At 61.6% G+C, this 12,786-nt stretch carries 13 protein-coding genes and 1 pseudogene; 11 read left to right on the top strand and 3 right to left on the bottom strand.

Going from position 1 to position 12,786, the window contains the following annotated elements; translation table 11 throughout:
- Positions 1-13: 13 nt before the first annotated feature.
- The 3 genes from CAF76_RS03550 to CAF76_RS03540 all read right to left on the bottom strand — a co-directional run bounded on the left by CAF76_RS03550 (position 14) and on the right by CAF76_RS03540 (position 1,683).
- The gene (locus CAF76_RS03550) at positions 14-355 is read right to left on the bottom strand and encodes a type II toxin-antitoxin system RelE/ParE family toxin (RefSeq protein WP_082934424.1); all 342 of its coding nucleotides are present in this window, start codon (positions 353-355) and stop codon (positions 14-16) included.
- The gene (locus CAF76_RS03545; protein WP_064597149.1) at positions 288-482 is read right to left on the bottom strand and encodes a hypothetical protein; all 195 of its coding nucleotides are present in this window, start codon (positions 480-482) and stop codon (positions 288-290) included. Before CAF76_RS03545 ends, CAF76_RS03550 begins: the two co-directional genes overlap by 68 nt.
- A gap of 253 nt (positions 483-735) precedes the next feature.
- The gene (locus tag CAF76_RS03540; RefSeq protein WP_085646836.1) at positions 736-1,683 is read right to left on the bottom strand and encodes a transporter; all 948 of its coding nucleotides are present in this window, start codon (positions 1,681-1,683) and stop codon (positions 736-738) included.
- 211 nt (positions 1,684-1,894) lie between these two features.
- Here CAF76_RS03540 and CAF76_RS03535 point away from each other — a divergent pair, with 211 nt between their 5' ends.
- The 11 genes and pseudogenes from CAF76_RS03535 to CAF76_RS03485 all read left to right on the top strand — a co-directional run.
- On the top strand, positions 1,895-2,932 hold the full coding sequence (locus CAF76_RS03535; RefSeq protein ID WP_085646835.1) for an AraC family transcriptional regulator: 1,038 nt from the start codon (positions 1,895-1,897) through the stop codon (positions 2,930-2,932).
- A gap of 268 nt (positions 2,933-3,200) precedes the next feature.
- Positions 3,201-4,088, top strand: a complete 888-nt coding sequence (locus tag CAF76_RS03530) for a Dyp-type peroxidase (protein ID WP_085610495.1) — start codon at positions 3,201-3,203, stop codon at positions 4,086-4,088.
- A gap of 9 nt (positions 4,089-4,097) precedes the next feature.
- Positions 4,098-5,066 (top strand): Gfo/Idh/MocA family protein, encoded by a 969-nt coding sequence (locus CAF76_RS03525; protein WP_085646834.1) that lies wholly within the window; start codon positions 4,098-4,100, stop codon positions 5,064-5,066.
- A 203-nt stretch (positions 5,067-5,269) separates the two neighbouring features.
- Positions 5,270-6,016: a GntR family transcriptional regulator gene (locus CAF76_RS03520; protein ID WP_064597137.1), complete on the top strand. Its 747-nt coding sequence runs from the start codon at positions 5,270-5,272 to the stop codon at positions 6,014-6,016.
- Between the two features lie 2 nt (positions 6,017-6,018).
- Positions 6,019-7,749 (top strand): fumarate reductase/succinate dehydrogenase flavoprotein subunit, encoded by a 1,731-nt coding sequence (locus CAF76_RS03515; protein WP_085646833.1) that lies wholly within the window; start codon positions 6,019-6,021, stop codon positions 7,747-7,749.
- A gap of 25 nt (positions 7,750-7,774) precedes the next feature.
- Positions 7,775-8,020: a ferredoxin family protein gene (locus CAF76_RS03510; RefSeq protein ID WP_003225615.1), complete on the top strand. Its 246-nt coding sequence runs from the start codon at positions 7,775-7,777 to the stop codon at positions 8,018-8,020.
- 233 nt (positions 8,021-8,253) lie between these two features.
- The gene (locus CAF76_RS03505; protein WP_085646832.1) at positions 8,254-9,657 is read left to right on the top strand and encodes an ABC transporter substrate-binding protein; all 1,404 of its coding nucleotides are present in this window, start codon (positions 8,254-8,256) and stop codon (positions 9,655-9,657) included.
- Between the two features lie 268 nt (positions 9,658-9,925).
- A complete protein-coding gene (locus CAF76_RS03500; protein ID WP_064597129.1) occupies positions 9,926-10,708 on the top strand; it encodes an ABC transporter permease in 783 nt (260 codons plus the stop codon).
- Positions 10,708-11,556 carry an ABC transporter ATP-binding protein gene (locus CAF76_RS03495; RefSeq protein ID WP_085646831.1) on the top strand — a complete coding sequence of 283 codons (849 nt, stop codon included), beginning with the start codon at positions 10,708-10,710 and terminating at the stop codon, positions 11,554-11,556. The genes CAF76_RS03500 and CAF76_RS03495 overlap by 1 nt, the downstream gene beginning before the upstream one ends.
- Entirely contained in the window at positions 11,553-12,515 is a 963-nt protein-coding gene (locus CAF76_RS03490) for a HEAT repeat domain-containing protein (RefSeq protein WP_085646830.1), read from the top strand. The genes CAF76_RS03495 and CAF76_RS03490 overlap by 4 nt, the downstream gene beginning before the upstream one ends.
- A pseudogene (locus tag CAF76_RS03485) lies at positions 12,512-12,781 on the top strand (DUF971 domain-containing protein); the annotation flags it as partial. The gene CAF76_RS03490 and the pseudogene CAF76_RS03485, both read left to right, overlap by 4 nt.
- Between the last annotated feature and the right edge of the window lie 5 nt (positions 12,782-12,786).

Genomic DNA, 12,786 nt, shown 5'->3' with positions numbered 1-12,786 from the left:
GTCGCCCTTTTTTTTAGGTTGATGAAGTTGGAGGGTATTTTTGTCGGGCGTGAAGCACCCTCAGTATTTTGATGTGGCCATTCACTCGATAGACCAGCAGATAATTCGGATGAATCACCATTTCGCGAGTGCCAGGTACTCGGCCGGGTCGGTAACCATAAGGTATTGATGAAAGTCGCTGTGCTGCTGCACCCACCTTGTTTCTTAGCGAAATTGAAGCGTTGGTGTTGTGTTGCTCGATGTATTTGAAGATATCAGCCAGTTGACGCGAGGACTTGCTGCTCCATTCAAGCAGCAGAGCGGCGCTTCCTGCGCATCTCTTCCAGCATCTGGTCGAGCATTGCCATAACTTCATCATGGGGAATGCCAGGACTTGGATCATCAAGTGCATCCTGTACCTCCGCACGAAACCAGCGATCGTAGCTCTCTGCCTCTTCTTCGGATTCGAAGTCAGCGTAAAACGGGGAATGCAATATGCTCATAGTGATCTCCGTGATCAATTTCAGCAGTTTAAGGGGGAATGGCCCATTGTCGTCACTGGCAGACGATGTACCCCATGAGCCCTTGAAGAACCATGGGATAACGAAGCCCAGTATCTGCAAGCGCCCCTTTGAAATCTGCCGGACGTTTCCCCCCGTTGTCCGGCAATCTCGACCGCCACTGTAGGCCTATTCCTACCCTCTGTTTTTCAGGTTTTCAGCCTACAAATCCGCGCGCACCTTCCTACAAATGCACTCAGAATGCATACGGAATGCTCACCTTCGCCCACAACATTTCCCCCTCCGGCCGGTTCTCCACGTCGAACTCCTTGGCCCAGCGGATCTCCGCGCTGGCGTATTTGAGGAAGGTGAAGTGCAGCGCCGGGCCGATGGCGAAGACCTTGCCGCGCACGCCGTCGTTCACGTCTTCGCCGGCGAATTGCACGGTGTGGCCGAACTGTTTGTCGTCGGTGGTCTGCTTGAGGAAATAGCCGTTGATGCCGAGCATCAGGTCGTCGGTGATCTTGTAGCTGGCCGAGTAATCGAAGTGGAAGATCTGCCCGGACTTGTAGTCGGTGTCCTTGTTCTTCTCGTTGAAGCTGTAGGTGGTTTTCATCGACAGCTCGGTGCGCTCGGTCGGCAGCCAGGTGAAGGAAAACAGCGGCTTGTAGGTGTAGAAGTTGTTGCTGGTGTTGGCCAGGCGATCGACGCTGTATTCGCCGGTGGGCACGGTGATTTCCACGGCGGCGCCGAGGGTCAGGTCCTTGCCCATGTCCCACAGGATGATCGGCGCGATGGTGGTATCGCCCATGCCTTCGCGGGTGTCGCTCAGGCCGAACACCGAGACTTCCTGCTTGAGCCACGGCTGGGCGATGTAACCGGCCAGACGTCCGCCGAAAATCCGCACCGGGCTCAGGTAATCGAGGCGCGGGATGACGGCGGTGGATTCGATCTCGACATTCGGCACCTTGCCGCCGAGCGAACTGATGTTGAGCTTTCGTGACTTGTAGTGGTTGTAGTAGAGGTTGAAGGCGACCATGTTCTCCGGAAGGCTGTCGACTTCCAGCGGCAGCATGAAGAAGCCGTCGGTGCCGGGGCCGATGTTGTCGACGCCGGCTTCGGTGGCCAGCGCCGGCAGGGTCGCGGCGCAGCCGAGCAGGCTCAGCGCCAGTCGCACAGGGAATGTCGCGCGGTTCGGGGTCATGTCCGTCCTCATTATTATTGTGTTTGGGCGCAACGCCGGCACGCAGGGTGCCCGGCCACGATAGAAATAAGCCCTTGGCGCACAACAGGGCAGGGTATTGGCGGACACGGAAGGGGACTTCTGCGGACAGTCCGCCAACCCTGTGCTAACTTCCTTCGACATAACCGGTTACAAAAATAACAATTCAGCGTGATCCGGAATGTCAGCCCCCATGAACGTAAAAGTCCAAGACCCGACCTTCGAAATGGCGCTGGTGTCGCCGTTTCTCCTGCAAACCCTGGCCGAAGTCGCCGCCAACAAGGGCGTCGAGCCGCAGAGCCTGTGCCGTGGCCTGGGTTTTGATTTCGAAGATCTGCAGGATCCGGCGCAGCGGATTTCCTACCGCCAGGCCGTGGCGATGATCCAGCGGGCGCTTAAAGCTTTGCCCAATCAGGGGCTGGGCCTGTGGGTGGGCGCGCAGAACGTGCTCGGGACGCTCGGTTTGCTGGGGCACGTACTGTCGCTGTGCAAGACCTTGCGCGATGCGTTCGACATTGGCGTTCGGCATCAGCACACCTCCGGCGGGATCGTCGTTTCCAGCGTCGATGTGGTGGGCGATCAGGTCTACGTCGACGTTGAATGCCGGCTGCCGTTTGCCGAGGTGCAGGTGTTTGCGGTGGAAGAGTTTTTCGCCAGCCTGCTGGTCTATGGCCGGGCGCTGGTGGGCGAGACGTTCAAGCCGATTGCCGTGGAATTCATGCATGCGGCGCCGGATTACGTTGATGAATACCGGCGTCTGCTGGGGCCGGAGGTGCGCTTCGGTTGCCTGCACAATCGGATGCTGATCGACGTGCAATGGCTGGATGTGAACCTGCCCAACCACCATTCGCTGGCGCTGCGTCAGGCGGTCAAGTTGCTGGAACTGGAGGCGGCGCAGGTTCATCAAAAACTTGATCTGATCCAGGCTGTGGAGCGGGCGATTGCCCGGGATCTGAGCCGGGGCAGTCACATTGAAAAGATTGCCGGTGACTTGAACATGAGCAGCCGGACTTTGCGCCGGCGGCTGACTGAACATTCGCTGACGTTTGAGGCGCTGCTGGAGCAGGTGCGGCAGGCGCGCACCATGAGTTTGCTGGCCAATCCTGATATGCCGATCGAGCGGATTACCGAGGAGGTCGGCTACAGCGACGTGCGCAGTTTTCGCCGGGCGTTCAAGCGTTGGACGGGGAAGAGTCCGAGTGCGTGGCGCATGGAGAGTTCTGTGATTTGACTTGAGACCGATACCCCTCACCCCAGCCCTCTCCCCGAGGGAGAGGGGGCCGACCGAGTTGTCTTGCGCGATACATCGACCTGAAAATTCTGTGTCGATTATGGATTCACCATCGTTCGTTCAGGTCGGCGTACCTCCTCAATTTTCCCCAATCAGTTCCCTCTCCCTCCGGGAGAGGGCTAGGGTGAGGGGGCGCTTTTGAGGCCATTCAACTCCACACAAACCCTCCGCCTACAGTTAAACTCCGCGCTCTTTCCAAGGAGTCGACATGAGTTACTACCAGCCGGGCATTCTCGCCACCCCTGTTCCGCCGCAAGCACGTCACCTGTTTTTCGCTCTCGAGTCGGTTGAAGCGCTGCCGCAGGCGATCGACAACCTGCTGAACCTGGTGGATGGCAAGTCGGCGGTGGTCGGTTTCGGTGAATCCCTGGCCAAGGCCCTGAATGTGCACGTCGACGGCCTGCGCAGCTTTCCGGCGCTGACCGGTGTCGGCGTGGAAAACCCGTCGACCCAGCACGCGCTGTGGGTCTGGCTGCACGGCGTCGACCGTGGCGAGCTGCTCAACCGCAGCACTGCGCTTGAGGCCGCCCTGGCCCCGGCGCTGCGTCTGGTGCAGATGCAGGAAGCTTTCCGCCACAAGGACGGCCATGACCTCACCGGTTATGAAGACGGTACCGAAAACCCCCATGACGAAGCCGCCATCGCCGCCGCACTGCAAAGTGAAGGCGCTGACGGTCTGGTCGGTGGCAGCTTCGCTGCGATCCAGCAGTGGCAGCACGACCTCAAGGGTTTCCATGCACTGTCCGCCGAGGACAAGGACAACATCATGGGCCGTCGCCTGAGCGACAACGAAGAGATCGACGACGCCCCGGTGTCCGCTCACGTCAAACGCACCGCCCAGGAAAGCTTCGCCCCGGAAGCCTTCGTCGTGCGTCGTTCGATGCCGTGGATCGAAGGCGATCGCGCCGGCCTGATGTTCCTCGCGTTCGGCTTCTCCCTCGATGCCTTCGAAGCGCAACTGCGGCGCATGAGCGGTCTGGAAGACGGCATCACCGACGGTCTGTACCGCATCAGCCGGCCGATCACCGGCGGCTACTACTGGTGCCCGCCGCTGCAAAACGGCCACCTCGACCTGCGCGCACTGCGCATCGGCTGAGGCGCAAGCATGCACGTGGTGCGTTGGGGCATGATCGGTTGCGGCAGCGTTGCCGAACGCAAGAGCGGGCCGGCTTTCTACAAGGCCCCCGGCTCGGCGTTGGTGGCCGTCATGGGGCGACGCCTCGAAGCGGTGACCGATTACGCCTCGCGCCACGGCATCGCCCGGACTTACACCGACGTCGATGCCCTGATCAACGACCCCGAGGTGGACGCGGTGTACATCGCCACGCCACCCAACAGCCACCACGCCTACAGCCTGAAAGTCGCCGCCGCCGGCAAGCATTGCTGCGTGGAAAAACCGATGGCGCTCAACGTCGGGCAAAGCCGCGAGATGCAGCAGGTGTTTGCCGATGCCGGTTTGCACCTGTTCGTCTCCTATTACCGCCGTTCATTGCCGCGCTTCCAGCAGGTGCGGCAATGGCTGGAGCAGGGGCGCATCGGTGAGGTGCGGCATTTGAGCTGGACGCTGACCAAGGCACCATCGCCCAAGGATCTGGACGGCAGCGCAAACTGGCGCACCGATCCGGCGGTGGCCGGTGGCGGGTATTTCGCGGATCTGGCCAGCCATGGTTTTGACCTGTTCCAGTACCTGCTCGGCGACATCGTCGAAGTCGCCGGCTTCACCGCACGCCAGGCCGGGTTGTATGCGGCGGAAGATGCGGTCAGCGCCAGTTGGCGATTCGCCTCGGGCGCGTTGGGCATGGGCTGCTGGAGTTTCGTTGCGGACCGGCGCGAGGATCGGGTCGAGATCATCGGCAGCCAAGGGCGGATCGGTTTTTCGGTGTTCGACGAGCACCCGGTCGAGTTGCATGCCGGTGAACACATCAGCCTGGAAATCCCCCATCACGATCACATCCAGTGGCACCACGTACTGGGCATGAACGCGCAGATTCGCGGTGAGTCCCGGCACCCGGCAGTCGCCGCCGAAGCCCTGAAGACCGATTGGGTCATGGATCAAATTCTCAAACGAACCTGACCCAAATCCCCTGTGGGAGCGAGCCTGCTCGCGATAGCGGACTGTCAGCCGATGAAAGTGTTGACTGACCCGACGCTATCGCGAGCAGGCTCGCTCCCACAGTATTTTGTGCGCATCTAACCTTATGCTCATTCGGTATTTCTCAAGCTTGTCATAATGTCTCTAAGATCACGTCATAACTCGTTATAACAAGTGATCCCGTGATGACCGATAACGTTCTCTCCTTAAGCAGCGTTCCTCTGCATACCCAACTGCGCGACGTGCTGCGCGCCCGGATTCTCGACGGCGAATACCCGCAAGACAGCCAGATGCCGTCCGAAAGCGAGCTCGGCGCACTGTTCAAGGTCAGCCGCATCACCGTGCGCCAAGCCTTGGGCGATCTGCAGAAGGAAGGTCTGATCTTCAAGATCCACGGCAAGGGCACCTTCGTCGCCAAGCCCAAGACCTTTCAAAACGTCAGCACCCTGCAAGGCCTCGCCGAGTCCATGACCGGCCGTGGCTACGAGGTGATCAACCGCCTGCGCAGCTTCAAATTCATCGCCGCCGACAAACTGGTCGCCGAGCGTTTGCAGGTTGCCGAAGGCGAAACTGTTGCGCAGATCAAACGCGTACGCCTGATCAATCGCGAGCCAATTTCGCTGGAAATCACCTACCTGCCCAAAGCCGTCGGCGAACGGCTGGAGAAGGCTGATCTGGTGACCCGCGACATCTTCCTGATCCTCGAGAACGACTGCGGCATCGCCCTTGGTCACGCGGATCTGGCCATCGACGCGGTGCTGGCTGACAGCGACCTGACTCAGGCGCTGAACGTCGAGGCTGGCTCGCCGATCATGCGCATCGAGCGTCTGACCCACGACGCCAACGGTCAGCCGCTGGACTTCGAACACCTTTACTACCGTGGCGATGCGTTCCAGTACCGCCTGCGGATCGACCGGCAAAAAGGGGCCTGAACATGACCCGCAATACTCTCGAACAGGAATACGACATCGTCGTGATCGGCGGCGGCACTGCCGGCCCGATGGCCGCGATCAAGGCCAAGGAAAAGAACAAGGAACTGCGCGTGCTGTTGGTCGACAAGGCCAACGTCAAACGCAGCGGCGCGATCAGCATGGGCATGGACGGCCTGAACAACGCGATCATTCCCGGCCACTCGACGCCCGAGCAGTACACCAAGGAAATCACCATTGCCAACGACGGCATCGTCAATCAGGCGGCGGTCTATGCCTACGCGACGCACAGTTTTGAAACCATCGAACAACTCGACCGCTGGGGCGTGAAGTTCGAGAAGGACGAAACCGGCGATTACGCGGTGAAGAAAGTCCACCACATGGGCGCCTACGTGCTGCCGATGCCGGAAGGGCACGACATCAAGAAAGTCCTGTATCGCCAGTTGAAACGCGCAAGGGTCAACATCACCAATCGCCTGGTCTGCACCCGTCTGCTGACTGACGAGGAGGGCGCCGTCAACGGTGTGATGGGGTTCGACTGCCGCACCGCCGACTTCCATGTGATCAAGGCCAAGGCAGTGATCCTCGCTTGTGGCGCGGCCGGCCGATTAGGTCTGCCGTCCTCGGGTTACCTGATGGGCACCTACGAAAACCCGACCAACGCTGGCGACGGTTACGCGATGGCGTACCACGCCGGGGCCGAACTGGCGAACCTCGAGTGCTTCCAGATCAATCCGCTGATCAAGGATTACAACGGCCCGGCCTGCGCCTACGTCACGGGGCCGCTCGGCGGCTACACCGCCAACAACAAGGGCGAACGCTTCATCGAGTGCGACTACTGGAGCGGGCAGATGATGTGGGAGTTTCACCAGGAACTGGAGAGCGGCAACGGCCCGGTGTTCCTCAAGCTCGATCATCTGGCCGAGGAAACCATCCAGAACATCGAGGAAATCCTCCACAGCAACGAGCGTCCGAGTCGCGGCCAGTTCCACGCCAATCGCGGCACCGACTACCGCACGCAGATGGTCGAGATGCACATCTCGGAAATCGGTTTTTGCAGCGGTCACTCGGCGTCCGGCGTGTGGGTCAACGAGCGCGCCGAAACCTCGGTGAAAGGTTTGTACTCGGCCGGTGACATGGCCGCCGTGCCGCATAACTACATGCTCGGCGCGTTCACCTACGGCTGGTTCGCGGGTAACAACGCGGCGGAATTTGTCGCCGGGCGCGAGTTCTCCGCGCTGGATGCCGAGCAGATCGAGAAGGAAAAGGCCCGGGTCTACGCACCGCTGGATCGCGAACACGGTCTGCCGCCGGCGCAGGTCGAGTACAAGCTGCGGCGCTTCGTCAACGACTACCTGCAACCGCCGAAAGTGACGAAGAAGATGGAAATCGGCCTGCAACGCTTCAGCGACATCGAGCGCGATCTCAACGAGATGAAGGCCAACAACGCCCATGAACTGATGCGCGCCATGGAAACCAGCGTGATCCGCGACTGCGCCGAAATGGCTGCGCGCGCCTCGCTGTTCCGCGCCGAAAGCCGCTGGGGCCTGTACCACTACCGCGTCGATCACCCGCAACGAGACGACCGCGAATGGTTCTGCCACTGCCACCTGAAGAAGGGCGAAGACGGGCGCATGACCAGTTTCAAGAAAGCCGTCGAGCCTTACATCATCCCCCTCGATGCCGAGGAAATGCAGGCCTACGACCGTTTGCGGGTCGGCGCTTTCGCCGCTTGATGCATCACTAGAGAGAGTCCGAACCATGGCCTATCAAGCCCAGGAAATCTTCTTCCGCTCCAACGCCCCCGTCACCGTAGACGAGGACAAATGCATCGCCGAAAAGGGCTGCACCGTGTGCGTCGACGTCTGCCCGATGGACCTGCTGGCGATCAACCCGGCCACGCAAAAGGCCTACATGGCCTTCGATGAATGCTGGTACTGCATGCCGTGCGAAAAGGACTGCCCGACTGGTGCCGTCAAAGTGGACATCCCTTACCTCCTGCGGTGACCCCCAATCCACTGTGGGAGGGGGCTTGCTCCCGAAGAGGCCGGCATTGCTGGCATTACTATTGACTGAAACACCGCTTTCGCGAGCAAGCCCGCTCCCACAGGGGATTTGTGGCGAGCCGATAGCCATCCGGTAAACCCCGGACGCTGAATTGAAAAACACCCCTCGTTTCCCACCGCGCCCTGATCGCGGCGGAGACGAACATCCTATAAATGATTCGAGGGGATTCAACCATGTTGCGTGCAGCAATCGCCGGTCTGGTACTGGCTTCGTTCACCCTGTCGGCCTCGGCCGAAACCATCCGCATTGCCATCGGCACCCAGGACACCACCATCAACTGCGCCGCCGGCGGCCTGTTGATTCGCGAGCTGGGCCTGCTCGACAAATACCTGCCTCACGACGGCGCCTACAAGGACGCCAAGTACGACGTGCAGTGGAAGAACTTCACCAGCGGTGCGCCGCTGACCAACGAGATGGTCGCCGGCAAACTCGACTTCGGCGCCATGGCCGATTTCCCCGGTGCGTTCAACGGTGTGGCATTTGAAACCGCCGGCAAACACAGCCTGTTCATCAGCGTGCTGTCGGGCAGCATCAAGGGCAGCGGCAACGGCATCGTGGTGCCGAGCGCGTCGGGCGTGCAGTCGCTGAGCGAACTCAAGGGCAAGACCATTTCCGTGCCGTTCGCCTCCACCGCCCACGGCATGCTGCTGCGCGCGGTGGCGGAGCAGGGTTGGGACCCGCTGAAGGACGTGAACATCATCGCCCAACCGCCGGAGGTCGCAGGTTCCGCGTTGCAGGCCGGCAAGATCGACGCCCACGCCGACTTCGTACCGTTCGCCGAGCTGTTCCCGAGCCGTGGCTTCGCTCGCAAGATCTACGACGGTGCCCAAGCCAATGCACCGACCTTCCACGGTGCGCTGGTGGATCAGGCCTACGCGAAAAAATACCCGGAAATCGTCGTCGCCTACCTGCGCGCCAGCATCGAGGCCAATCAACTGTTGGCCGCCGAACCGGAGAAATACAGCGAGCTGATCGCCAAGGTCACCGGCGTCGATGCCGAGGTCAATTACCTGTTCCACGGCCCGCTCGGCGTGCAGACCCGCGACCTGAGCTGGAAACCGGAATATCGCCAGGCTGTGGGCACTGCCATCGACACGCTGAAGCTGCTGAAGAAGGCCGATCGCGGGCTCGATCTGAACACCTTTATTGACGATCAGTACATCCGCGCGGCGTTCAAGGCTTCGAATCTGGATTACACGGCGCAACTGGCCAACTACGCGCAGACGCCGTTGAAGTCTGTCGATGCGGTGACTGGAAAAACTATCAGCGATTTCAGCCATGTCGCGGAAATCTGGGTGCGCGGTGAGGACAAGGTCCGGCGCTATGCCTCGGCTGAAGAGGCGTTCACCGCGCTGGACGGCCTGAAGTCGGAAGGCAAGAACATCCGGGCGGTGTATGCCCAGGCGAGTGACAGCGGAATCAAGTTGCTGGCGGAGCAGGCGTGGTTTGCCAGCGATGCGAAGGGGCGGTTGAGCGCGTTTTTGCTCAAAGGCCAAGCCCAGCAATACGCGTCGGCGCAGGGCGGGAAGGTTTTCGACTTCACCGATGCCACGACCCAGGCCGTTGCTGCCCGCTAACAGCAGATCAAAAGCTCCCCCTCACCCTAACCCTCTCCCGGAGGGAGAGGGGACTGACCGAGGTGTTTGCTGGAGCTACACCGACCTGAAATATCGAGTCGAGCTCAGGTTTTGAACATCATGAACACCTGCTCGCTATCGAGCCGAACCGAGATTTCGAAAAACTTGAAGATCGGCTCCCTTTCCCCCTCGCCCCCTTGGGGGAGAGGGCTGGGGTGAGGGGGTAAATCTCAGCCACAACACAGCTCCATAATTGGAAACCCGATCCATGAAGTCACCCACCCTACGCTGGACATCGAGAGCCGCCTCATTGCTCCTCTGCCTGCTCTTCTGGCAACTAGCCGCCAGCCACCACTGGAACCTCGGCCTCGTCACCTTCGCCAACGTCCCGACCCCGCTGGCCGTGATCGAAGCCGCCCTCGGCCTCGGCGACTCCGGCAAGCTCATCCAGCACCTGAGCGCCAGCCTCGGCCGGGTCTTTGCCGGTTACCTCGCGGCACTGGTGATCGGCATCGCCCTGGGCCTGGCCATCGGCCGTTCGAAATGGGCCGAAGACCTGCTGCTGCCGCCACTGGAAGTACTGCGCCCAATCCCCGCCGTGGCTTGGATTCCACTGGCCATCCTGATGTTCCCATCGTCGGAACTGTCGATGGTCTTCATCACCTTCACCGGCGCGCTGTTCCCGATCCTGCTCAACACCGTGCACGGCGTCGAAGGCGTCGATCCACGCCTGATCGCCTCGGCCAAAAGCCTCGGGGCCGGGCGTAGGGCGATTCTGCTGGAAGTGATCCTGCCAGGCGCCGCACCGAGCATCATCACCGGCCTCGCCATCGGCATGGGCACCTCGTGGTTCTGTCTGGTGACCGCTGAAATGATCTCCGGCCAGTTCGGCATCGGTTACTACACCTGGGAGTCCTACACCATCCAGAACTATGCGGACATCGTGGTCGGCATGTTGCTGATCGGCGTGTTGGGCATGGGCAGCAGCCTGCTGATCAAACGCCTGGGCGGGCTATTCACGCCCTGGCATCGACCACGAGGAAAAGCCTGATGAGCATGATGCAAACCCCGGAAGGGCGGATCGATATCCGCCAGTTATCCATCGTCCTTGGCGAAGGCCGGCAAGCGTTCGAAGCGGTGCAGGGCCTGGATTGCCAGATCGAACCCGGCCAGTTCGTGTGCATTCTCGGTCCGTCCGGTTGTGGCAAGTCGACCTTGCTCGGCGCGCTGGCCGGGCATCTGCAGCCCCATGGCGGGCAGTTGAAAGTCGATGGCGCCGAAGTGTCCGGGCCGTCGCCACAGCGCGGCATGGTGTTCCAGCATCACACCCTGTTCCCGTGGCGCAAGGTGCGCGACAACGTTGCCTTCGGCCTGAAGATGCGCGGCATCGGCAAAGTCGAGCGCCATCGCGCCGCCGATGAAATCCTCAAACTGGTCGGCCTCGAAGGCTTCGCCGAACGCTGGCCGGATCAACTTTCCGGCGGCATGCAGCAACGGGTGGAGATCGCCCGGGTGCTGGTCAACCGGCCACGGTTGTTGCTGATGGACGAACCCTTCGGCGCACTGGATGCGCTGACCCGGCTGAACATGCAGGAACTGTTGCTGGACATCTGGACGCGGATTCGCACCACCGTAGTGTTCGTCACCCATGACATCGACGAAGCGCTGTTCCTTGCCGACCGCTTGCTGGTGATGAGCGCACGGCCAGGGCGAATCATCGAAGACCTGCGCCTGGATTTCCCCCGGCCACGCACCACCGAACTGGTGACCAGCCACGAATTTTCGCGCCTCAAGCGCCACTGCCTCGACCTGCTGCGCCACGACAACGACCGACCGCTGCCGCGCCTCAATCCGCTCGGCCTGCCTCCTGAAAACTCTTTGCCGAGATTTGCCCTGTGACTTCATTTTTTGCTTTGACCGATAACGACGACATTCTCGCCCTGCAACCACGCCTGACCGCCGATGATGCCGGGGTGCGGCGGATTGCCCTGATCGACCTGGCCGACCTCGAAGAGCCGGACGGTCTGCTCTGGCTGGTCGAACGACTGGCCGAAGACCCTGCCGAAGAGGTGCGTGCCGAAGCGGCGCGTTTATTGGAAGACTGGGAAGACGAGCCGGTGGTTGAAGCGCTGTGCCAGGCGCTGACGGATCCGTCGCCGGCGGTGCAGGCCGCTGCGGCGCAGAGCCTGAGCCTGCTGAAGACCGAAGCGGCGGGCAGGGTGATTCTGCCGTGGACCAGCCATGCCGAAACCGGCGTGCGGATTGCCGCGTTCCGGGCTTTGCGCGAGTTGCGTTTCCCCGGCGCTGCGCCGGCCGCGACTCAGGCGCTGAACGATGCCGACGCCAGCGTGCGCCGCGAAGCCGTCGGCGTGCTCGGCTGGCTCAAGCAACTCGACGCGCTGCCGGCCCTGGCCCGCTTGGCCAGCAATGATCCGGACACCGAAGTGCGCCGCGCCGCCACCGGCGCCCTGGGCCTGGCAAGTGACGCTGACGTGCTGCCTGCGTTGCGTCAGGCCTTGCAGGATCAGGCCTGGCAAGTGCGCGAAGAAGCCGCGACCACCCTCGGCAAGGTCGGCCACACCGATGCGGGCCCGGCGCTGATCGAAGCCTTGGCCGACGACTACTGGCAAGTGCGCCTGCGCGCTACCCGTAGTCTCGGGCGCCTCAAGTACGTCGCTGCCCTCGACGCGCTGATCGACACCCTCGGCCACCGCATCAGCAACCTGCGCAAGGAAGCCGCGCTGGCCCTCGGCGAACTGAATGATCGCGGGGCCGTGGCCGCATTGCAGGCCGCGCAGGAAGACGGCGATCCGGAAGTGCGCAAAGCCGTGCGGATTGCCTTGAGTCAGCTGCAATGAATCCGCTGTCGGTCGGCAATTCTCAAACTGAGCACCGGTTGCGGCTGAGCTGGCCGGATGGCCGCGAGCAGTTGCTTGACCATGCCGAACTGCGCCGCCAATGCCCGTGCTCGCAATGCCGGGCGTTTCGCCTGCGGGGCTCGCCGCCCATGGTTGACCCGCGTGTGCGGGTCATCGAATTGAACGCTCAGGGCTACGGTCTGCAACTGGTGTTCAGCGACGGCCATCAGCGCGGGATTTACCCGTGGGCCTATCTGGCGCAGCTGGAGGG

Origin of the sequence: Pseudomonas sp. B40(2017) (assembly GCF_002112855.1) — a bacterium.
GTDB lineage: Bacteria > Pseudomonadota > Gammaproteobacteria > Pseudomonadales > Pseudomonadaceae > Aquipseudomonas > Aquipseudomonas pharyngis.
Note: the sequence above shows the minus strand (reverse complement) of the source record. Positions and strands in the feature narration are given on the sequence as shown.

Bases quoted from the DNA above. Each gene is read 5' to 3' on its own strand.
- CAF76_RS03550 (WP_082934424.1), bottom strand. From the start codon at position 355: ATGAAGTTATGGCAATGCTCGACCAGATGCTGGAAGAGATGCGCAGGA.
- CAF76_RS03545 (WP_064597149.1), bottom strand. From the start codon at position 482: ATGAGCATATTGCATTCCCCGTTTTACGCTGACTTCGAATCCGAAGAA.
- CAF76_RS03540 (WP_085646836.1), bottom strand. From the start codon at position 1,683: ATGACCCCGAACCGCGCGACATTCCCTGTGCGACTGGCGCTGAGCCTG.
- CAF76_RS03535 (WP_085646835.1), top strand. From the start codon at position 1,895: ATGAACGTAAAAGTCCAAGACCCGACCTTCGAAATGGCGCTGGTGTCG.
- CAF76_RS03530 (WP_085610495.1), top strand. From the start codon at position 3,201: ATGAGTTACTACCAGCCGGGCATTCTCGCCACCCCTGTTCCGCCGCAA.
- CAF76_RS03525 (WP_085646834.1), top strand. From the start codon at position 4,098: ATGCACGTGGTGCGTTGGGGCATGATCGGTTGCGGCAGCGTTGCCGAA.
- CAF76_RS03520 (WP_064597137.1), top strand. From the start codon at position 5,270: ATGACCGATAACGTTCTCTCCTTAAGCAGCGTTCCTCTGCATACCCAA.
- CAF76_RS03515 (WP_085646833.1), top strand. From the start codon at position 6,019: ATGACCCGCAATACTCTCGAACAGGAATACGACATCGTCGTGATCGGC.
- CAF76_RS03510 (WP_003225615.1), top strand. From the start codon at position 7,775: ATGGCCTATCAAGCCCAGGAAATCTTCTTCCGCTCCAACGCCCCCGTC.
- CAF76_RS03505 (WP_085646832.1), top strand. From the start codon at position 8,254: ATGTTGCGTGCAGCAATCGCCGGTCTGGTACTGGCTTCGTTCACCCTG.
- CAF76_RS03500 (WP_064597129.1), top strand. From the start codon at position 9,926: ATGAAGTCACCCACCCTACGCTGGACATCGAGAGCCGCCTCATTGCTC.
- CAF76_RS03495 (WP_085646831.1), top strand. From the start codon at position 10,708: ATGAGCATGATGCAAACCCCGGAAGGGCGGATCGATATCCGCCAGTTA.